Source organism: Pseudomonas sp. PICF6, from assembly GCF_009831705.1.
GTDB lineage: Bacteria > Pseudomonadota > Gammaproteobacteria > Pseudomonadales > Pseudomonadaceae > Aquipseudomonas > Aquipseudomonas rhizophila.
On the sequence record NZ_WUUD01000016.1, the window covers coordinates 274,461 to 293,418 of the forward strand.

At 60.3% G+C, this 18,958-nt stretch carries 16 protein-coding genes and 1 pseudogene; 4 read left to right on the top strand and 13 right to left on the bottom strand.

Annotated features, from left to right (window positions below; all coding sequences use genetic code 11):
• The first annotated feature begins 407 nt into the window (after positions 1-407).
• Entirely contained in the window at positions 408-878 is a 471-nt protein-coding gene (locus GSM73_RS09030) for a DUF1289 domain-containing protein (protein WP_047225747.1), read from the top strand.
• Positions 879-905: 27 nt separating this feature from the next.
• Here GSM73_RS09030 and GSM73_RS09035 read toward each other — a convergent pair whose 3' ends face one another.
• Positions 906-1,769: a universal stress protein gene (locus tag GSM73_RS09035; RefSeq protein ID WP_047225748.1), complete on the bottom strand. Its 864-nt coding sequence runs from the start codon at positions 1,767-1,769 to the stop codon at positions 906-908.
• Between the two features lie 159 nt (positions 1,770-1,928).
• Between GSM73_RS09035 and GSM73_RS09040 the strand changes: the two genes are divergently transcribed.
• Complete coding sequence (locus GSM73_RS09040) at positions 1,929-2,534, top strand: tRNA-(ms[2]io[6]A)-hydroxylase (RefSeq protein WP_076384407.1); 606 nt, start codon at positions 1,929-1,931, stop codon at positions 2,532-2,534.
• 135 nt (positions 2,535-2,669) lie between these two features.
• Here GSM73_RS09040 and GSM73_RS09045 read toward each other — a convergent pair whose 3' ends face one another.
• The 4 genes from GSM73_RS09045 to GSM73_RS09060 form a co-directional block, all read right to left on the bottom strand.
• Complete coding sequence (locus GSM73_RS09045; protein WP_160892248.1) at positions 2,670-3,158, bottom strand: GFA family protein; 489 nt, start codon at positions 3,156-3,158, stop codon at positions 2,670-2,672.
• A gap of 191 nt (positions 3,159-3,349) precedes the next feature.
• The gene (locus GSM73_RS09050; protein WP_160892250.1) at positions 3,350-3,967 is read right to left on the bottom strand and encodes a DNA-3-methyladenine glycosylase; all 618 of its coding nucleotides are present in this window, start codon (positions 3,965-3,967) and stop codon (positions 3,350-3,352) included.
• 23 nt (positions 3,968-3,990) lie between these two features.
• Positions 3,991-5,073: a bifunctional transcriptional activator/DNA repair enzyme AdaA gene (locus GSM73_RS09055; RefSeq protein ID WP_047225752.1), complete on the bottom strand. Its 1,083-nt coding sequence runs from the start codon at positions 5,071-5,073 to the stop codon at positions 3,991-3,993.
• 66 nt (positions 5,074-5,139) lie between these two features.
• Entirely contained in the window at positions 5,140-6,594 is a 1,455-nt protein-coding gene (locus tag GSM73_RS09060) for a TrkH family potassium uptake protein (RefSeq protein ID WP_076384415.1), read from the bottom strand.
• Between the two features lie 203 nt (positions 6,595-6,797).
• Here GSM73_RS09060 and GSM73_RS09065 point away from each other — a divergent pair, with 203 nt between their 5' ends.
• The gene (locus GSM73_RS09065) at positions 6,798-7,385 is read left to right on the top strand and encodes a LysE family translocator (RefSeq protein WP_047225755.1); all 588 of its coding nucleotides are present in this window, start codon (positions 6,798-6,800) and stop codon (positions 7,383-7,385) included.
• Between the two features lie 28 nt (positions 7,386-7,413).
• On the opposite strand, the gene GSM73_RS09070 is transcribed toward GSM73_RS09065, so the two are convergent.
• Complete coding sequence (locus GSM73_RS09070; RefSeq protein ID WP_107322353.1) at positions 7,414-8,238, bottom strand: AraC family transcriptional regulator; 825 nt, start codon at positions 8,236-8,238, stop codon at positions 7,414-7,416.
• A gap of 137 nt (positions 8,239-8,375) precedes the next feature.
• Between GSM73_RS09070 and GSM73_RS09075 the strand changes: the two are divergent.
• Positions 8,376-8,996 (top strand): annotated as a pseudogene (locus tag GSM73_RS09075) (GAF domain-containing protein); the annotation flags it as partial.
• 94 nt (positions 8,997-9,090) lie between these two features.
• On the opposite strand, the gene fabI reads toward GSM73_RS09075, so the two are convergent.
• From fabI to GSM73_RS09110, 7 genes are all read right to left on the bottom strand, one after another.
• Positions 9,091-9,885, bottom strand: coding sequence for an enoyl-ACP reductase FabI (gene fabI, locus GSM73_RS09080; protein WP_003202751.1), 795 nt, complete (start codon positions 9,883-9,885; stop codon positions 9,091-9,093).
• Between the two features lie 19 nt (positions 9,886-9,904).
• Positions 9,905-11,515, bottom strand: a complete 1,611-nt coding sequence (locus tag GSM73_RS09085; protein WP_076384417.1) for an ABC transporter ATP-binding protein — start codon at positions 11,513-11,515, stop codon at positions 9,905-9,907.
• 1 nt (position 11,516) lies between these two features.
• A complete protein-coding gene (locus tag GSM73_RS09090) occupies positions 11,517-12,536 on the bottom strand; it encodes an ABC transporter permease (RefSeq protein WP_047225759.1) in 1,020 nt (339 codons plus the stop codon).
• Position 12,537: 1 nt separating this feature from the next.
• Positions 12,538-13,611, bottom strand: a complete 1,074-nt coding sequence (locus GSM73_RS09095) for a microcin C ABC transporter permease YejB (protein WP_047225760.1) — start codon at positions 13,609-13,611, stop codon at positions 12,538-12,540.
• Positions 13,612-13,614: 3 nt separating this feature from the next.
• Positions 13,615-15,468 carry an extracellular solute-binding protein gene (locus GSM73_RS09100; protein ID WP_047225761.1) on the bottom strand — a complete coding sequence of 618 codons (1,854 nt, stop codon included), beginning with the start codon at positions 15,466-15,468 and terminating at the stop codon, positions 13,615-13,617.
• On the bottom strand, positions 15,465-17,297 hold the full coding sequence (locus GSM73_RS09105; protein WP_218575655.1) for an extracellular solute-binding protein: 1,833 nt from the start codon (positions 17,295-17,297) through the stop codon (positions 15,465-15,467). Before GSM73_RS09105 ends, GSM73_RS09100 begins: the two co-directional genes overlap by 4 nt.
• A 162-nt stretch (positions 17,298-17,459) precedes the next feature.
• Positions 17,460-18,890 (bottom strand): lytic transglycosylase domain-containing protein, encoded by a 1,431-nt coding sequence (locus GSM73_RS09110; protein ID WP_160892252.1) that lies wholly within the window; start codon positions 18,888-18,890, stop codon positions 17,460-17,462.
• Positions 18,891-18,958: the final 68 nt, after the last annotated feature.

Here is an 18,958-nt window from a genome sequence, read left to right on the forward strand (position 1 = left end):
GTTATTACCCTCATCAGTGGTCCCAAATGGGTGTCCGGGACGCTCATCCAGAAACCCACGGTACTCATGCGCGTCGGAGGCTTTTTGAGCCACCACGCCAGAGTTTCCGCGAGTTCCTCACAGAAGCTGCTTTCAAAGTTTTACGCCTGCAGAACGGGGAGCTGATGAGGGTTGGCGTTGGGCTTTCCCCGCTGGAAAGACCCTCGGCCAACACCGCTCTGAAGGAACGACTGTGCTCGTGACGCTTTGAAAACAGCTTCTAACGGACATTGGCGCCTTAAAAGGCTGGCTGATTCTACGGCAAAAAAAAAATAAACGTAAGTTGGCCCCTGAAGTTTGAGGGGTGATCAATCTTAGACAAAGGGCTAACATGCCGGCCTGTCCTGCTTTTGCGTGTGTTTTTCCTTATGCCCAACCAGCTCATCAAGACCCCCTGCGTCGGCCTTTGCTCCACTGTCTACGGTGACCTGGTGTGCCGTGGCTGCAAGCGGTTCCACCATGAAGTGATTCATTGGAACGGCTATAACGAGGACGAAAAACGCGCGGTGTGGATGCGGCTTGAGCAGTTGCTGGTCCAGGTGATGGTGGCCAAACTGGAGGTTTTTGATCCTGCGCTGCTGCGCCAGCAACTGGAAACACGCAAGATTCGTTTTGTGCCGCACCAGTCGGAATATTGCTGGGCTTATCAATTGATCGCCCGTGGCGCGCGGGTGATCAACAACCTGGAAGCCTACGGCATGGTGCTGATGCCCGAATTTCGCGACTGGGACCTGCCGGACCTGCGCGACGCCATTGATCGGGAATTCTTCCTGCTGTCCGAAGCCCATTACCAGCGCTACATCGCGCCGGGCTTCCTGAAGGATGCCATTGGCGGCTGAAGGAGATGGCTTTTGTGGCGGGGGGTGTCAGTCCTTGACCGCCAGCTCCACCAGATGATCCTCGACCTCCTGCGGTTTGAGCACCAGCACGTCGCTTTCCAGCGTGTCGAGCACCGCTTCGGCGGTATTGCCGATCAAGACCCCTGACAACCCGGAACGCGCCACGGTGCCGATCACTGTCACCGCTGCCTGCAGCTTGCGTGCCATGTATGGAATCAGGACGTCCGCCGGACCTTCTTCGATGTGCAGGTGTTGGTCGTCGATGTCGAACTCAGCCTGGAACGCCCGGCATTGTTCGCGGTATTTGGCCTCGATGGTTTCCTTGAGCTGGAACGTCGGATCGGCGGAGGACAGCATCGGTGTGGGATGGGCGCTGATCACGTGCAGGTGCGCCTTGGCCAGGATGGCAATGTCGTAGCCGTGATCGATGATGGTGGAGTGCAGGTGGCGGTGCTCGCCGTCGGCATTGCCCACGTCGACGGCGGCCAAGATCACTTTGTCTTTCCAGGAACCGGCGGTTTTCACCAGCAGCACTGGAGTCGGGCAATGGCGCAGCAATTTCCAGTCCGCCGGGGTGAGCAGGGCTTTTTTCAGCGGGCTGTCGGGAAAGTGTTGCTTGATCACCAGGCCGCAACCTTCGGCCTGCTGTACGTCGATGATGGTTTCGTACAGGCTTTCGTTCCAGGCCTGTTCGGTGGTGACACTGTAGCCGTCGGCCAGCAACGCGGCCTTCAGCACGCTGAGCATGCCGGCATGGTCATGCTTCTTGTCACACACCAGCAGATGCAGGTGGGCCTGGGTGACACCGGCAATCAGCTTGGCGCGCTTGAGCGCGAGGCTTTCCGAATGTTCGGGGTCGATGACCACCAGAATGCTGCGAATGGCTTGCATGATCGGCGTCTCCAGCAATAAAAAGGCATGGCGTTGCTCAACTATAGTTGTTGTATGGCAGTCGTCGACTTGATGCATATCAACGGCGGTGGCTGGTGGTCTGGAGGCAGGCCGGTATAATCGGCGCCCTTCGCTCGACTCTCTTTTTCCGTGAGCCCCATGATCCTTCCCGAAATTCATGAATTCCTTGGTTGCCGCACTCCCGATGCCTGGGTCCAGGCGGCGCTGGCCGACCAGGAGACGCTGCTGATCGACCACAAGAACTGCGAATTCAAGGCCGCCAGCACCGCCCTGAGCCTGATCGCCAAGTACCACTCCCACGTTGACCTGATCAACCTGATGTCACGTCTGGCCCGGGAAGAACTGGTGCATCACGAACAGGTGATGCGCCTGATGAAAAAACGCAAGGTCGGCTTGCGCCAGCTCTCTGCCGGGCGTTACGCCTCGGGGCTGCGCAAAGTGGTCCGCAGCCACGAACCGGTCAAACTGGTGGACACTTTGGTGGTCGGCGCTTTCATCGAGGCCCGCAGTTGCGAGCGTTTCGAGGCCCTGGTGCCGCACCTGGACGAAGAATTGGGCAAGTTCTATTTCGGTTTGCTCAAAAGCGAAGCCCGGCATTTCCAGGGCTACCTGAAACTGGCCTACCAGTATGGCGACGCCAAGGACATCGCCCAGGTGATCGACAAGGTTCGTGACGCCGAGCAGGCGCTGATTGAATCGCCGGATGTGGAGTTTCGCTTCCACAGTGGTGTGCCTGCGGTATAGGGCTGTTTGCCCTGACGCCATCGCGAGCAGGCTCGCTCCCACATTTGATCTTCAGTGAACACAAGTAATGAGTACACCGAAAATCCCTGTGGGAGCGAGCCTGCTCGCGATGAGGCCTCACGCAGCTCTACATCCTTAATCGCTCAAACCCAGGCGCTCATGCCATTGGGCAATGGACTCCTGGGGATAGATCTCGAACTGCTGATCGCCGGCGTGCGCCTCGACTTCCACCCACGGCGCCTTGGAGCCCAGCATCAGATGGGTGTGCTCAGGCGGTACCGGCAACGGCGTGTCGATGGCAGAGGCGAACGGGTGGATCAGCTCAGGCCATTCGGGGCTGAACAGCCACAAGCCTGAACCGCAAAGGGAACAGAAATGCCGTTCGGCGCTGCTGCGGTGGGCGCGTTTATCCCCGTCATTCCTGAGCCGCGCATGATAGATCGAGATGTGCTTGCGACCGCGTACCTTCAAGCTCCGGGCATCGCCCCCCAGGTTTATCGCAAAGCCGCCTCCACCCTGGGTCTTGCGACAGATCGAGCAGTAGCAGCGCTGATAAGGGTAGGGGTGGGCGCTGTCGAGGCTGAACGACACCGCGCCGCAATGGCAGGATCCTTCGAGCTGCATGAGAACCTCCGGTTGGCAATTGGGAAGTGGCTCAGGACAGCCTAGACGGTCGGCATTTTTTGACAGCTGAATTCAGGCCGGCCATGCGGCAGCCATCGCGAGCAGGCTCGCTCCCACATTTGATCTTCAGTGAACACAAACACCGAAATCCCTGTGGGAGCGAGCCTGCTCGCGATGAACGATGACGCGCTCTAGCGACCGGGCACCCGCCACAAATACCACGCCGCCACCGTCCGATGTGGGCTCCACGCCTGTCCAATCCCAACCATCTGTTTGCGCGTCGGTTGGACGTCCAAACCCTTGAGCCGCCGATACCCCTCACGCACTCCAAAGTCATCCGCCGGCAGGATGTCGGGTCGCTCCAGGCTGTAGATCAGCAGCATCTCCACGGTCCAGCGTCCGACGCCGCGCAGGGTGATCAAGCGTTCGATCAAGGCCTCATCATCCATGGCCAGCGCCGCGGGGTAGTCCGGCACCACCTCGTCCAGCGTCGCTTGAGCGATGCCCTGTATGGTCGCGATCTTGCTGGCGGAAAATCCGCAGTCGCGCATCTGTTGGAAGTCAGTCGCCAGGATCTGCTCAGGCCTGGGGAATATCGCTCCCGGAAACAGCCGCAGAAAGCGACCGAGAATCGCATCGCCGGCTTTAGCATGCAATTGTTGATAGGCAATCGCCCGGACGAGTGCTTCATACGGGTCGCGGGCCGGTTTGGGTTGCAGCAGACAAGGGCCGATCATCTCGACATGACGGCGCCAGTCTTCGTCGAGGCTTGCCAGAAAGGTGCTCGCATCGTGGTACGGGACAGGCATCAGGTGTTCACTCGGCAGGCAGATCAGAATGCCAGTGGCAGGGACACCTGCACCGCAGCTTTTTCCAGCCGCAACAGAAAAGCCTTGCGTGGCTGCCCGCCACCATAGCCGGTCAACGAGCCATCCGCACCGATCACCCGGTGGCAGGGGATGACGATGGCCAGGCGATTCTGGCCGTTGGCCAGTCCCACCGCACGGCTGGCACCAGGACTGCCGAGGGCAGTGGCGATGTTGCCGTAGCTACGGGTTTCGCCGTAGGGGATTTTTTCCAGTTCAGCCCAGACCCGGACGGCGAAGGCGCTGCCGGGCATATGCAGCGGCACGCTGAACGAGGTGAGCTTCCCAGCGAAATAGTCGGCCAGTTCGGTTTCGATCTGTTGCAAGTGGGGATTGTGCCCCGGGGCGACGGTATAGCCGTAGCGTTGTTGCAACTCTTCGATTTCCCGGGTCAGGGCCGGGCGGTCGAGGAACTCCAGCAACACCAGGCCGCGCCGTTCGGCCATGGCCAGCATCGGCCCCAGTGGCGTTGTCAGGCGGGTGAACAGCAGGGGTTCGCTGTGGGCGGCGCGGCCCGGTGTGATGTGGAAAGACTTCACGAAGGCGTCACGAAATCCGCTCAGGGACTCGTAGCCTGAGTCAAAGGCCGCATTGTCGATGGAAATCCCTTCTTTGATGCCCCCCAGGGCGATGCCCAGCCGTCGAGTGCGCAGGTACGCATGGAAGGTCATGCCGAAATGCTGCTTGAACCAGCGCCGCAGCTTCAGCGGTTCAATGCCTTGTTCCAGCAACAAGGCATCGGTCCAGCGCAGGTCGGGTTCGGCGTCCACCGCCTTGAGCAGCGCCTGGATCCAGGCCGGCGCGATGGCGGCGGCATCCAGCGGCTTGCAACGCAGACAGGCTCGATATCCGGCCGACATGGCTTCGTCAGCGTGGGCGAAGAATTCGACGTTTTCCGGCTTCGGCTTGCGCGCCGTGCAGCTGGGGCGACAGAAGATGCCGGTGGTCTTGACCGCCGTGAAGAACACCCCCTCGTAGGCGGTGTCTCGTTCGAGCATGGCGCGGACCATCTCGGCATGGGGTGGGAGCAGCGAGTCGTGTAGGTTCATGGGAGGAGCATAGAGCCAGGCCCGGGATGGCTCCACCGGAAAATCGACAGTGAATTTTCATCCGCCTCAATACTTCCAGAACACCGGCGTGAACAACACCAGCACGGTCAGAATCTCCAGACGACCCAGCAGCATGCCAATGGTCAGCAGCCATTTGGCCGCATCCGGCAAGGTGGAGAAGTTGCCGGCCGGTCCGATGATCGAGCCCAGCCCTGGCCCGACGTTGCACACGGCCGTGGCGGCACCGGTGAGGGCCGTCGTCCAGTCCAGGCCGATCAGCGCAAGCCCAAGGGCGATAGCGCCGATGGTAATGGTGAAGAAAAAAGAAAACGTCAGCAGCGAACGGACGATCTCTTCGTCAATGGGGTGCTTGTTGTATTTTTTCTGAATCACCGCCCGCGGATGGATCAGTTGTTTCAAACTGCCCATCAGTAAGGCGCCGGCCACCTGAAAACGAAAAATCTTCAGCCCGCCGGAGGTGGATCCCGAACAACCGCCGACAAACGTCAGGTAAAAAAATAGCAGCAGGGCAAAGCTGCCCCATAGCGAGTAGTCACCCAGCGCCACACCGGTGGTGGTGACCACCGAAGTCACGTTGACGGCTACGATGCGCACCGCGTCCAGCCAGGCGTAGTCGCTGTTCAGGCTCAGCCAGGTGCCCACCACGAGCCAGGTAATGACCAGGAATCCGAGGAATCCACGGACCTGATGATCCCTCAGCAACGCTCGTTTGTTCCCGCGCAACGTGGCGACATACAAGGTGAAGGGCAGTGCGCCGGCGATCATGATAATCACCGAGATCCAGTGGATGGCCGGTTGAGACCAGTTGGCCAAGGACGAATCCGAAGTGGAGAACCCTCCGGTGGAAATCATGGTCATCGCATGGTTGATCGCTTCGAAAGGTGTCATGCCCGCCAGCCACAAGGCCAGGGCGGCCAGGGCACTCAAGCCTAAGTAGAGCCACAGGATGTAGGTCGCCGCCACATGGGAGCGCGGTGTGACTTTCTCCGACCAGTCCGATGATTCGGTCTGGAACAGTCGCATGCCGCCGACCCGCAACAGCGGCAGGATGGCCACCGCCATGCCGATGAAGCCGATCCCTCCGAGCCACTGCAACATCGAGCGCCAGATCAGCAGGCCCGGGGAGGCATTGTCCAAGCCGGTGAGGATGGTCGAGCCGGTGGTGGTGATGCCGGACATCGTCTCGAAGAATGCGTCGGTGTAGCTGATGTGCTGGATAAATACCATCGGCAAGGCGGCGAAGGTGCAGACAACCACCCAACTGGCAGTGGTCAGCAGGTACATGTCCCGCGGACGCAGTTGTATGTGCTCTGGCCGACCACGTGCTACCAGCAAGATGCCGCAGACAGAGGTGATCAGGCTCGACCACAAGAACGCCGAGAGGTCATCGTTTCGCTCGTACACCATCAGCGTGAGAAGCGGGATTGCCATGCTCGCGGCCAGGGTGATCAGGAAAATGCCGAGGATGAATCCGATAAACCGCACAGCCGCAAGGGACATAAAACACGCCTGAAAGAATGAGCCGCCCAGTATCGATTTCGTTGACCGGACGCTGCGTAAAGTTTGCGTAAAAAAAAAGCCCGAAACAGCACCTGTTCGCACGGCGCGCGGTGAGTCGTCGTCATTGGGCAGTTTTGTTCAATACCGCCAGTGGCGTGCAATTTACCTTGAACGCCACCTCACGGACATGAAGAAGGTATGCAATGAGTCTGATTATTTCCATGGCTGCGTTTGCACTGGTCGCGTCCATCACTCCCGGGCCGGTGAATATTGTAGCCCTCAGTTCCGGGGCGCGATTCGGCTTTCGTGCCACCTTGCGTCACGTGGCCGGGGCCACCCTGGGGTTTGTCTTGCTGCTGGTGTTGATGGGGCTGGGGTTGCACGAAGTGCTGCAGCGCTGGCCCGGCCTCACGCGAGTGGTGCAACTGGGGGGCGTGGGTTTTCTGTTGTTCATGGCCTGGAAACTGGCGATGGACAACGGGCAGCTGGGCGCCGGAGACGAGGAGCGGGCGCCGTCGATGTTTTACGGCGCGTTGATGCAGTGGCTCAACCCCAAGGCGTGGCTGGCCTGTGTGGCCGGGATGGGAGCATTCGTGGCCGATGGTGAGGCGCGGTTGGTGTGGCAGTTTGCGGCTATCTACCTGGTGATCTGTTATCTCTCGGTAGGCTGCTGGGCCTATGCCGGCAGTTTTCTGCGGGTCTGGCTGGGCAACCCGGCGACCATGCGCCTGTTCAATCGGACGATGGCGGCGTTGCTGGTGGTCAGTGCGGTGTATTTGTTGTTGCCTTGAGCCATCCCCGCGAAAGCAGGATCGGGTATCAACCGCGATATTGGCCCGGGGTGGCGGCCAGGTGTTGTTTGAAGGCGCGCTGGAAATGCGCCTGGTCGGCAAACCCGCTGTCCAGTGCGACATCGGCAATCAGCTTGCCTTCGCGTAACTGCCGACGGGCGAACTGGATCCGACGATTGACCAGGAAAGCATGGGGCGTCATGCCGTAATGGCGCTTGAAGGCCCGGCTCAGGTACGACGGCGAAAGTTGTGCGGCGGCGCAGATGTCTTCAAGTTTCAAGGCCTCGCTGCAATGGTCATGGATAAACTGCGCCGCTCGCATCAATCCCGGGTGGCTGCCACGGTCCGGGCGCCCGGCTGGGTTGAGCCGGTGTTGCAGGTCGATGAAAAACGCTTCGGCGGCGGCGTGTTTGCGGGCGATGTCGATCCGCTCATCCACCAGTTGGCCGTACAAACCCTGTAAGGCGGCAAACAGCTCGATGTCGCGGCTGTGGGTGGTGGCGAAGCCCTGAAAACCCAGGGTCTCGTCAAAGCCGATTCGGCGCTGCAAGTCCGTCAGCCACTGGGTGTCGACGTACAGCATTACATACGACCATGGCTGATCATTGATCGGGTTGCACGCATGGACATCGCCGGGGTTCATCAATACGACCGTACCGCTCTCTACCTGGAAATTCGATTGCTCATGAAGGTAGGTGCTGCGCCCGGCCGTGATAGCCCCGATGGAAAAGTGGTCATGGGAATGACGCGAATAGCAGACCTTGCGTCCATCGGTGATGCCCCGGGCTTCGATGAAGGGCAGCGCTGCATCACGCCAGAAACGTGGGGCGGCATCATGGGGGGCGGGCTTCATCGGTCGGCGTCCTCGTCTTGAACCTGTGTCGCAGTGTATTAGGCCCTGTCGATAAATGCCTGTTTGATTTGACGCATTGGTTTGAAGGGGAGTGGGCCTGGGCTAGACTTCAACAAGCCCTCTCGATGGAGTTCCCGATGCCTGCGCCAGGTAAACCGGATAACGAAGCCGTTCGCCTCAAGAATCTGCACTCGCTCAAGCTGCTCGACACCGCGCCCGAGGAGCGCTTCGACCGCCTGACTCGCCTTGCCCGGCGTTTGTTCGATGTGCCCATTGCGCTGGTGTCGCTGGTGGATGCCAACCGTCAGTGGTTCAAGTCCAACGCGGGCCTGGACGCCAGTGAGTCCGGACGCGACGTTTCATTTTGTGCACACGCCATTTTGCAGGATCAGATTCTGGAGGTTTGCGACGCGGAGCAGGACGAGCGGTTTCGCGACAACCCGTTTGTCACCGATAAACCCGGCATTCGTTTCTACGCCGGGCAGCCGTTGGCACTGGATGACGGCAGCAAGCTTGGAACCCTGTGCTTGCTGGACACCAAGCCGCGCAAGCTCAATGACGAAGAACGCGAACTGCTGCGCGACTTGGCCAGCATGGCCGAGCAGGAAATGATTGCTGTGCAGATGGCGAGCATGGACGAACTGACCTTGCTGTCCAATCGACGTGGTTTCAAGACGTTGGCCCAGCATGCGCTGAGCGTTTGCGAGCGCCTGTCGCGTCCGGCAACACTGCTGTTCTTCGACCTCAACGAATTCAAGCTGACCCGCCGCCATGACCAGAGCGGAATAAAAAACGCCGCTTGTCCCTTTTCAGGACAAGCGGCGTTTTTACGCAGCGGATGTGACGTGAAGATTACTCTTCGATGTTACCCATGGCGGTGGTGTTGAAGCCGCCGTCCACGTACATGATTTCACCGCTGATGCCCGAGGCCAGGTCCGAGCACAGGAAGGCGCCGGCGTTGCCGACTTCCTCGATGGTGACGTTGCGACGCAGCGGGGTCTGCGCTTCGTTGGCGGCCAGCATTTTGCGGAAGTTCTTGATGCCGGAAGCGGCGAGGGTACGGATTGGACCGGCCGATACGCAGTTGACGCGGGTGCCATCCGGGCCCAGGGAGCCGGCCAGGTAACGCACGCCTGCTTCCAGGGAAGCCTTGGCCATACCCATCACGTTGTAGTTCGGCATGGTGCGCTCGGCGCCCAGGTACGACAGGGTCAGCAAGCTGCCGTTGCGGCCTTTCATCATTTCACGACCGGCTTTGGCCAGGGCCACAAAGCTGTAGGCGCTGATGTCGTGGGCAATGCGGAAGCCTTCGCGGGTGGTGGCTTCGGTGAAGTCGCCGTCCAGTTGATCGCCCGGGGCGAAGCCCACGGAGTGCACGATGCAGTCCAGGCCGTCCCACTTCTTGCTCAGTTCTTCGAAAACCTTGGCGATTTCTTCATCGCTGGCCACGTCGCACGGGAAGCACAGCTCAGGGCTCGAGCCCCAGCCTTGTGCGAACTCTTCGACGCGACCCTTGAGTTTGTCGTTCTGATAAGTGAAGGCAAGCTCAGCGCCCTCGCGATGCATGGCGGCGGCGATGCCGGATGCGATGGACAGCTTGCTGGCGACACCGACGATCAGTACGCGCTTACCGGCGAGAAAACCCATGTGTTGCTCCTCTTTCAGGTTATTCGGCAGTTGTTGGGGCCAGGAAAGCGGCCTCCAGCAACTGCTGTGTATAGGGGTGTTGCGGCGCGGCGAATATGCTGCGGGCATCACCTTGTTCGACCACTTGGCCATGCTTGACCACCATCAACTGGTGGCTCAGCGCTTTGACGACAGCCAGGTCATGGCTGATAAACAGGTACGTCAGGTTGTACTTGGTTTGCAGCGACCGCAACAGCTCCACCACCTGGCGTTGCACGGTACGGTCCAGGGCCGACGTCGGTTCATCCAGCAGAATCAACGCCGGCTTGAGCACCAGGGCCCGGGCAATGGCGATACGCTGCCGCTGCCCTCCGGAAAATTCATGGGGGTAGCGGTTCCGAGTCTCCGGATCCAGGCCTACCTCCTTCAATGCCGCGATTATCGCTTGTTCCTGCTCGGCTGCGGTGCCGATCTTGTGGATCCGCAGGCCTTCGCCGACGATCTGGCTTACACACATCCGTGGGCTCAGGCTGCCGAACGGGTCCTGAAACACCACTTGCATCTCCCGGCGCAGTGGCCGGACCTGTTGCTGCGACAGGCAGTCCAGCTGCTTGCCTTCAAAGCGGATCCCCCCCTGGCTGCCGATCAACCGCAAGATCGCCAGCCCCAGGGTGGACTTGCCGGAGCCGCTTTCGCCAACGATACCCAGGGTCTGGCCCTGGGGCAGGCTGAAGCGGATACCGTCCACGGCCTTGATGTAGTCCACCGTGCGTTTGAACAGGCCTTTCTTGATCGGGAACCAGACTTTCAGGTCCTCGACCTGCAACAGCGGCGGGCCGACCACGTTGGTCGCCGGGTTGCCGCTGGGCTCGGCGGCCAGCAGTTCCCGAGTGTACGGATGCTGCGGCGCGCGGAACAGCTCTTCGCACGATGCCTGTTCGACGATGCAACCGCGCTGCATGACACATACGCGATGAGCAATTCTTCGCACCAGGTTCAAATCGTGGCTGATCAACAGCAGCGACATACCCAGCCGCGCCTGCAAATCCTTGAGCAATTCGAGGATTTTCAGCTGGACGGTGACGTCCAGTGCCGTGGTCGGTTCGTCGGCAATCAGCAGCTCTGGTTCGTTGGCCAGGGCCATGGCGATCATCACTCGCTGGCGCTGGCCACCGGACAGTTCGTGGGGCAGGGCCTTGAGGCGCTTGTGCGGCTCGGGGATGCCCACCAGTTCCAGCAACTCCAAGGTGCGACGGGTAGCGACCTTACCGGACAGCCCCTTGTGAATGCCCAGCACTTCATTGATCTGCTTCTCGATGCAATGCAGCGGATTGAGGGACGTCATCGGCTCCTGAAAGATCATCGCGATCCGGTTACCCCGGATGTGGCGGATAGTCTTTTCTTTCAACCCGAGCAAATCCTGGCCGGCGTACTGGATGGTCCCGCTTGGATGGTGGGCCAACGGGTAGGGCAGCAACCGCAGGATTGAGTGGGCGGTCACCGACTTGCCTGAGCCGCTTTCGCCGACCAGGGCCATGGTTTCGCCACGCTTGATGTCAAAACTGACGCCTTCGACCACCCGTTGCCGACGTTCGCCGACGATGAACTCCACGGCCAAGTCGCGCACTTCGATCAGATTGTCCTGATTCATTTCACTTCCTCGGATCGAAGGCATCGCGAGCGGACTCGCCGATGAACACCAGCAGGCTCAGCATGATCGCCAGCACGGCGAACGCGCTGATGCCCAGCCAAGGCGCCTGCAGGTTGGATTTGCCTTGGGCCACCAGTTCACCCAGGGACGGAGCGCCCGGAGGCAAGCCAAACCCGAGGAAATCCAGGGCCGTGAGGGTGCCGATGGCCCCGGTGAGAATGAACGGCATGAACGTCATGGTCGAGACCATGGCGTTGGGCAGGATGTGGCGGAACATGATCGCGCCGTTCTGCATGCCTAATGCCCGCGCGGCACGCACGTATTCCAGGTTGCGCCCGCGCAGGAACTCGGCGCGGACCACGTCCACCAGGCTCATCCAGGAGAACAGCAGCATGATGCCCAGCAACCACCAGAAGTTCGGCTGCACGAAGCTGGCCAGGATGATCAACAGGTAAAGCACCGGCAGCCCCGACCAGATCTCCAGGAAACGCTGGCCGGCCAGGTCGACCCATCCGCCGTAAAAGCCCTGCAAGGCACCGGCGATCACGCCAATGATCGAGCTGAGGAGGGTCAGTGTCAGAGCGAACAGCACCGAAACACGGAAACCATAGATCACCCGGGCCAGCACATCGCGGCCCTGGTCGTCAGTGCCCAGCCAGTTGACCGAGGAGGGCGGTGCCGGGGCGGGGACCTTCAGGTCGTAATTGATGCTCTGGTAGCTGAACGGGATCGGTGCCCACAGTACCCACGCGTCCTTGGCGGCCAGCAGTTCGCGGATGTACGGGCTCTTGTAGTTGGCTTCCAGCGGAAATTCGCCGCCGAACGTGGTTTCCGGGTAGCGCTTGAGTGCCGGGAAGTACCAGCCGTCGTCGTAGTGCACCACCAGCGGCTTGTCATTGGCGATCAACTCGGCGCCCAGGCTGAGCCCGAACAGGATCAGGAACAGCCACAGCGACCACCAGCCACGCTTGTTGGCCTTGAACAGTTCGAAACGACGGCGATTGAGGGGGGACAGGTTCATCTCAATGCTCCCGGCTTTCGAAGTCGATGCGTGGATCGACAAAGGTGTAGGTCAGGTCACCGATCAATTTCACCACCAGCCCCAGCAGGGTGAAGATGAACAGGGTGCCGAAGACCACCGGGTAGTCACGGTTGATTGCCGCCTCGAAACTCATCAAACCGAGGCCATCAAGGGAAAAAATAACCTCTACCAGCAACGAGCCGGTGAAGAAGATTCCGATGAACGCCGAAGGGAAGCCGGCAATCACCAGCAGCATGGCGTTGCGGAACACATGACCATAGAGCACCCGATTGCGGGTCAGGCCCTTGGCCTTGGCGGTGACCACGTACTGCTTGTTGATTTCATCGAGGAAGCTGTTCTTGGTCAGCAGGGTCATGGTGGCAAAGTTGCCGATCACCAGGGCCGTAACGGGCAAGGCCAGGTGCCAGAAATAGTCGAGGATCTTGCCGCCCATGCTCAGTTCGTCGAAATCGTTGGACGTCAGCCCCCGTAGCGGGAACCAGTTGAAATAGCTGCCGCCGGCAAACACCACGATCAGCAGGATGGCGAACAGGAACGCCGGGATGGCATAGCCGACGATGATCGCCGAACTCGTCCAGACGTCGAAATGACTGCCATGCCGCGTCGCCTTGGCGATCCCCAGCGGGATCGACACCAGGTACATGATCAGCGTACTCCACAGCCCTAGCGAGATGGAGACCGGCATTTTTTCCTTGATCAGGTCGATGACCTTGGCGTCTCGGAAAAAACTGTCACCGAAATCCAGGCGAGCGTAATTCTTGATCATGATCCACAGGCGTTCCGGCGCCGACTTGTCGAAGCCGTACATGCGCTCGATTTCCTTGACCAGCGCCGGGTCCAGCCCCTGGGCGCCGCGATAGGCGGAGCCGGCCACCGACACTTCGGCACCGCCACCGGCAATGCGGCTGGTGGCGCCTTCGAAACCTTCGAGTTTGGCGATCATCTGCTCCACCGGCCCGCCGGGCGCGGCCTGGATGATCACGAAGTTGATCAGCAGGATGCCAAACAGGGTCGGGATGATGAGCAATAGACGCCGAAAGATATAAGCCAGCATCGGTTACTCCACACTCGCCGGGGCGACGATTTTTTGCTCGATGACCTGTTTTTCCACCTCGATGGAAGGCTTGACCTCTGGCTTGACCCACCATGTGGTGGTGCCGATGTCGTAGGTCGGGGTGATTTTTGGATGGCCGATGTGGTTCCAGTAGGCTACGCGCCAGGTCTTGATGTGCCAGTTAGGGATCACGTAGTAGCCCCATTGCAACACCCGGTCCAGCGCCCGGGCGTGGGCCACCAGGCTCTTGCGTGAGTCGGCGTTGATCAGTTGCTCCACCAGTTGGTCGACGGCGGGGTCCTTCAGGCCCATGGTGTTGCGACTGCCGGGATTATCGGCGGCGGCCGACATCCAGAACTCGCGTTGTTCGTTACCCGGCGAGCTGGACTGCGGGAAGCTGCCCACGATCAGGTCGAAATCCCGCGAGCGCACGCGATTGATGTATTGGGACACGTCGACCCGGCGGATCACCAGTTCGATGCCCAGGTCACTGAGGTTACGCTTGAACGGCAGCAGCACCCGCTCGAATTCGGTCTGGGCCAGCAGGAACTCCAGCACCACGGGTTTGCCCTGGGCATCGACCATCTTGTCGTCGACGATGCGCCAGCCGGCCTCTTGCAGCAATTGATAGGCCTTGCGCTGCTGGTCACGAATCATGCCGCTGCCGTCGCATACCGAAGGCTGGAAGGCCTGGGTGAACACCTGCTCGGGGATCTTGCCACGCAACGGCTCGAGGATCTTCAGCTCGTCTTCGCCGGGCAGGCCGGTGGCGGCCATCTCCGAGTTTTCGAAATAACTGCGGGTGCGGGCGTAGGCACCGTGGAACAGTTGTTTGTTGGTCCATTCGAAGTCCAGCAGCAGGCTCAAGGCCTTGCGCACCCGCACGTCCTGGAAGACCGGGCGGCGCAGGTTGTAGACAAAGCCCTGCATGCCGGTGGGGTTGCCGTTGGGGATCTGTTCCTTGATCAGCCGGCCTTCGGTCACGGCCGGGATGTTGTAGGCGTTGGCCCAGTTCTTGGCAGCCATTTCCAGCCAGAAATCGAACTGCCCGGCCTTCAGTGCCTCGACCGCCACGGTGTTGTCGCGATAGTAGTCGGTGGTCAGCACGTCGAAGTTGTAGAAGCCGCGGTTGACCGGCAGGTCCTTGCCCCAATAGTCCTTCACGCGTTCATAGCGAATCGAGCGGCCAGCCTTCACTTCGGCGACCTTATACGGGCCGCTGCCGAGGGGGATCTCCAGGTTGCCCTTGTTGAATTCGCGCCCGGCCCACCAATGCTTGGGCAATACCGGCAGTTGGCCGAGGATCAGCGGCAATTCGCGGTTATTGGTGTGCTTGAACTTGAACAGCACCTTGAGCGGTTCTTCGGCGATGACTTCGGCCACGTCGTTGTAATAACCGCGGAACATCGGGGCGCCGTCCTTGGTCAAGGTCTGGAAGCTGAACACCACGTCCTCGGCGCGTACGGGATGGCCGTCGTTGAAGCGGGCTTCGGGCCGCAGGTAGAAGCGCACCCAGGCATTGTCCGGGGCCTTCTCGATTTTTTCGGCGATCAGGCCATATTCGGTGAAGGGTTCGTCCAGGCCTTGTTTGGCCAGGGTGTCGTAGATCAGGCCGATGTCATCGGCGGGGACGCCCTTGCTGATAAAAGGGTTGAGGCTGTCGAAGCCACCAAACCCGCCCTGACGAAAAATCCCGCCCTTGGGGGCGTCAGGGTTCACATAATCGAAATGCTTGAAGTCGGCCGGGTATTTCGGCGGCTCGTTGTACAAGGTCAAGGCGTGCTGCGGTGCGGCACAGGCCAGTCCGGCGAACAACAGGCCGCTGGCCTGCAGGAGCAGGGCGCGTAAAGGCTTCATTGATCTTTCTCCGAAGATTTCAGCCACCATGCGCTCAAACCCAGGGTGTAGGGCGGCGTAGTGACAAAGGCAAACCGGTTACGGTAGGCCAGGCGATGATAATTGAGATACCAGTTAGGGATGCAGTAGTGCTGCCACAGCAGCACACGGTCCAGGGCTTTGCCGGCGGCGACCTGTTCGTCACGGGTGCGGGCAGACAGGAGCTTTTCCAGCAGGTGATCGACCACCGGGTTGTTGATGCCGGCGTAGTTCTTGCTGCCCTTGACCCCCGCCTGGCTGGAATGGAAGTACTGCCATTGCTCAAGACCCGGGCTGAGGGTTTGCCCCAGGGTCAGCAGGATCATGTCGAAGTCGAACTGGTCCAGACGCTGCTTGTATTGAGCGCGATCCACCGTACGCAGGCGGGCCTGGATGCCGATGCTGGCGAGGTTTTCCACGTAGGGCTGCAGGATGCGCTCCAGGTTCGGGTTCACCAGCAGGATCTCGAAGCGCAGGGGCTGGCTGTCGGCGTTGAGCAGGCGCTGGCCGTGGATGGTCCACCCGGCTTCCTTCAACAATCCCAGGGCTTTGCGCAGGGTTTCCCGGGGGATGCCCCGCCCGTCGGTCTGGGGCAGGCTGAAGGGTTGGGTGAACAATGGGGGCGGTAGTTGTTCCCGATACGGCTTGAGCAGCAGCCATTCGTGGCCCACCGGAAGACCGCTGGCGGAGAATTCACTGTTGGGGTAATAGCTGAGGGTGCGCTTGTAGGCACCGCTGAACAGCGTGCGGTTGGTCCACTCGAAGTCGAACATCAGCCCCAGGGCTTCACGAACCTTGACTTGGGCGAACGTGCTGCGCCGGGTATTCATGAACAGACCCTGGGTCTGGGTCGGGATCTGGTGGGCAATCTGCGCCTTGATCACCTCGCCGCGATTGACCGCCGGGAACCGGTAGCCGTTGGCCCAGTTTTTGGCCTGGTGTTCAATGTAGATGTCGAACTCCCCGGCCTTGAAGGCTTCGAAAGCCACCTCACTGTCGCGGTAGAACTCCACGTCCATCCGGTCATAGTTGTATTTGCCGCGATTGACCGGCAGGTCCTTGCCCCAGTAATTCTTGACCCGCTCAAACACCAACTGGCGACCAGGCTGCACTTTGGTAATCCGGTAAGGGCCGCTGCCCAAGGGCGGTTCGAAGGTGGTGGCCTTGAAGTCGCGGTCTTTCCAGTAATGCTGGGGCAGCACCGGCAACTCACCCAGGCGCAGGATCAGCAGCGGGTTGCCCGTACGCTTGAACACAAAGCGGATTTTCAGCGGGTTGAGGATGTCGACCCGTAGCACTTCCTGAAGGTTGGTGCGGTACTGCGGATGACCTTCCTTGAGCAGCTTTCTGTAGGAGAACGCCACGTCATAGGCGGTAATCGGCACGCCGTCGTGAAAACGGGCTTCGGGTCTGAGGTTGAACACCACCCAACTGCGGTCTTCGCTGTATTCCACCGAACGGGCGATCAGGCCATAGCTCGACGTCGGCTCGTCGCCGGACGGCGCATACTGACCGGTGCCAACCATCAGCGGTTCGTTCAGCTCGTTGATGCCGTATTGCAAGAAGTTGGGCGTCGAAACTGGGCTGCTGCCCTTGAAAGTATAGGGATTGAGCGTATCGAAGGTGCCAAATGCCATGACCCGCAAGATACCGCCCTTGGGCGCTTGCGGGTTGACCCAGTCGAAGTGGGTGAATCTGGCCGGGTACTTGAGCGTGCCGAACTGCGCATAACCATGGCTTTCGCTAATGGTTGCGCCGGCGGGAGAGCTCAAGGCCAGGCTGATCAGGAGCAGGAGGAGGGGACGTATCAAGTCTGAGATCCGATCCAGGCGGCTTGGGCTTTATGGCCCGTACAGTAACAGCTTGTATCGGCAGGAAAAAGGCGGGAGCCGAAAGCTTCAGGGATTACCCGAAACCGTGGCGAGGGAGCTTGCTCCCGCTGGGCTGCGAAGCAGCCCTCTCTTCAGTCAGGCTTAGTGCGGAGAGTAAACCGTCAGCATTTGCCCAGGCTTCAGTGCCTTGCCTACCCGTGGATTCCAGCGCTTGAGGTGCTGCATTTCCACGTTGAAGCGTTTGGCGACCACGTACAGCGAGTCGCCTTGCTTGACCTTGTACTGGGTTTGTTTCTTTTTATTCTTGCTGCTGGCAGCGACTACCGTGTTGACGCGTTTGCGGGTGTCTTGCATGACCAGGGTCTGGCCGATCTTGAGTTTGTTGCCGCTCAATCTGTTCCAGCGTTGCAAGTCTTTGATCTGAACGTTGTTGGCCTTGGCGATCAGCCCCAGGTTATCGCCACGCTTGACGCGATAGGTGCGCTTGGCGCCCGCCACCGTGCTTTCTTCGGCTGAGTCAAAAACCGGTTGGAGCGATCGTTTGCTGATCAGTTCTTCCGGACGCATGGTGGACAGGCTGGCGGTCAACAACTGGGCCTTGGACGTGGGCACCAGCAGGTGCTGCGGGCCATCGATGGTGGTGCGCTGCTTGAAAGCCGGGTTGAGCTGGAACAGCTCGTCTTCGTCGATGTCAGCCACCGCCGCGACTTTGGACAGGTCCATGCGCTGGTTGATCTCGACGACCTGGAAGTACGGTTCGTTGGCGATCGGGTTGAGGTTGACGCCGTAGGCCTCGGGAGAAAGCACGACCTGGGACAATGCCAGCAACTTCGGCACATAGGCCTGGGTTTCGCTGGGCAGCGGCAGGTTCCAGTAATCGGTGGGCAGGCCAAGTTTTTCGTTGCGCTCGATGGCGCGGCTGACCGTTCCCTCGCCTGCGTTGTAGGCAGCCAGCGCCAACAGCCAGTCGCCGTTGAACATGTCGTGCAGGCGCGTCAGGTAATCCATCGCGGCCGTGGTAGAGGCCGTGATGTCGCGACGCCCATCATAGAAGCGGGTCTGGCGCAGGTTGAAGTAGCGCCCCGTGGACGGGATGAACTGCCACAGGCCCACCGCATGGGCCCGGGAATAAGCCATGGGGTTGTAGGCGCTTTCGATCACCGGCAGCAGCGCCAGCTCCAGGGGCATGTTGCGTTCTTCAAGGCGTTCGACGATGTAATGAATGTACAGGCTGCCGCGTTCGCCGGCGTTTTCCAGAAAGGATGGATTGCTGGCGAACCACAGGCGTTGCTGCTCGATACGCGGGTTGACGCCGGCGGTTTCCTGCAGCTGGAAGCCCTGGCGCATACGCTCCCAGACGTCCTGAGGCACTTGAGGGACGGGTTTTTCAGTGAGCCAGATGGGCTTCTGTTTGGCGCGAGCGGCGATGTTCGGCGTGTGCGCCACATCGCTCTGCGGCACCTGGCTCGTGCTCTGGCAGCCCGCCAGGGTGGCGGACACAGCCACTGCGACAGCTTGAGCCAAGCGGGTCAATGTGTCTGACTTGACGGACTTACGTATAGATGACGACATTGGCTGGAAGTAAGTTCCGGGCAAAAATGTCGGCCGATTCTAGGAAGCGCACCCCAACAGGTCAACCT

Excerpts from the sequence above, each read along its gene's own strand:
- GSM73_RS09030 (WP_047225747.1), top strand. The coding sequence starts at position 408 with ATGCCCAACCAGCTCATCAAGACCCCCTGCGTCGGCCTTTGCTCCACT.
- GSM73_RS09035 (WP_047225748.1), bottom strand. The coding sequence starts at position 1,769 with ATGCAAGCCATTCGCAGCATTCTGGTGGTCATCGACCCCGAACATTCG.
- GSM73_RS09040 (WP_076384407.1), top strand. The coding sequence starts at position 1,929 with ATGATCCTTCCCGAAATTCATGAATTCCTTGGTTGCCGCACTCCCGAT.
- GSM73_RS09045 (WP_160892248.1), bottom strand. The coding sequence starts at position 3,158 with ATGCAGCTCGAAGGATCCTGCCATTGCGGCGCGGTGTCGTTCAGCCTC.
- GSM73_RS09050 (WP_160892250.1), bottom strand. The coding sequence starts at position 3,967 with ATGCCTGTCCCGTACCACGATGCGAGCACCTTTCTGGCAAGCCTCGAC.
- GSM73_RS09055 (WP_047225752.1), bottom strand. The coding sequence starts at position 5,073 with ATGAACCTACACGACTCGCTGCTCCCACCCCATGCCGAGATGGTCCGC.
- GSM73_RS09060 (WP_076384415.1), bottom strand. The coding sequence starts at position 6,594 with ATGTCCCTTGCGGCTGTGCGGTTTATCGGATTCATCCTCGGCATTTTC.
- GSM73_RS09065 (WP_047225755.1), top strand. The coding sequence starts at position 6,798 with ATGAGTCTGATTATTTCCATGGCTGCGTTTGCACTGGTCGCGTCCATC.
- GSM73_RS09070 (WP_107322353.1), bottom strand. The coding sequence starts at position 8,238 with ATGAAGCCCGCCCCCCATGATGCCGCCCCACGTTTCTGGCGTGATGCA.
- fabI (WP_003202751.1), bottom strand. The coding sequence starts at position 9,885 with ATGGGTTTTCTCGCCGGTAAGCGCGTACTGATCGTCGGTGTCGCCAGC.
- GSM73_RS09085 (WP_076384417.1), bottom strand. The coding sequence starts at position 11,515 with ATGAATCAGGACAATCTGATCGAAGTGCGCGACTTGGCCGTGGAGTTC.
- GSM73_RS09090 (WP_047225759.1), bottom strand. The coding sequence starts at position 12,536 with ATGAACCTGTCCCCCCTCAATCGCCGTCGTTTCGAACTGTTCAAGGCC.
- GSM73_RS09095 (WP_047225760.1), bottom strand. The coding sequence starts at position 13,611 with ATGCTGGCTTATATCTTTCGGCGTCTATTGCTCATCATCCCGACCCTG.
- GSM73_RS09100 (WP_047225761.1), bottom strand. The coding sequence starts at position 15,468 with ATGAAGCCTTTACGCGCCCTGCTCCTGCAGGCCAGCGGCCTGTTGTTC.
- GSM73_RS09110 (WP_160892252.1), bottom strand. The coding sequence starts at position 18,890 with ATGTCGTCATCTATACGTAAGTCCGTCAAGTCAGACACATTGACCCGC.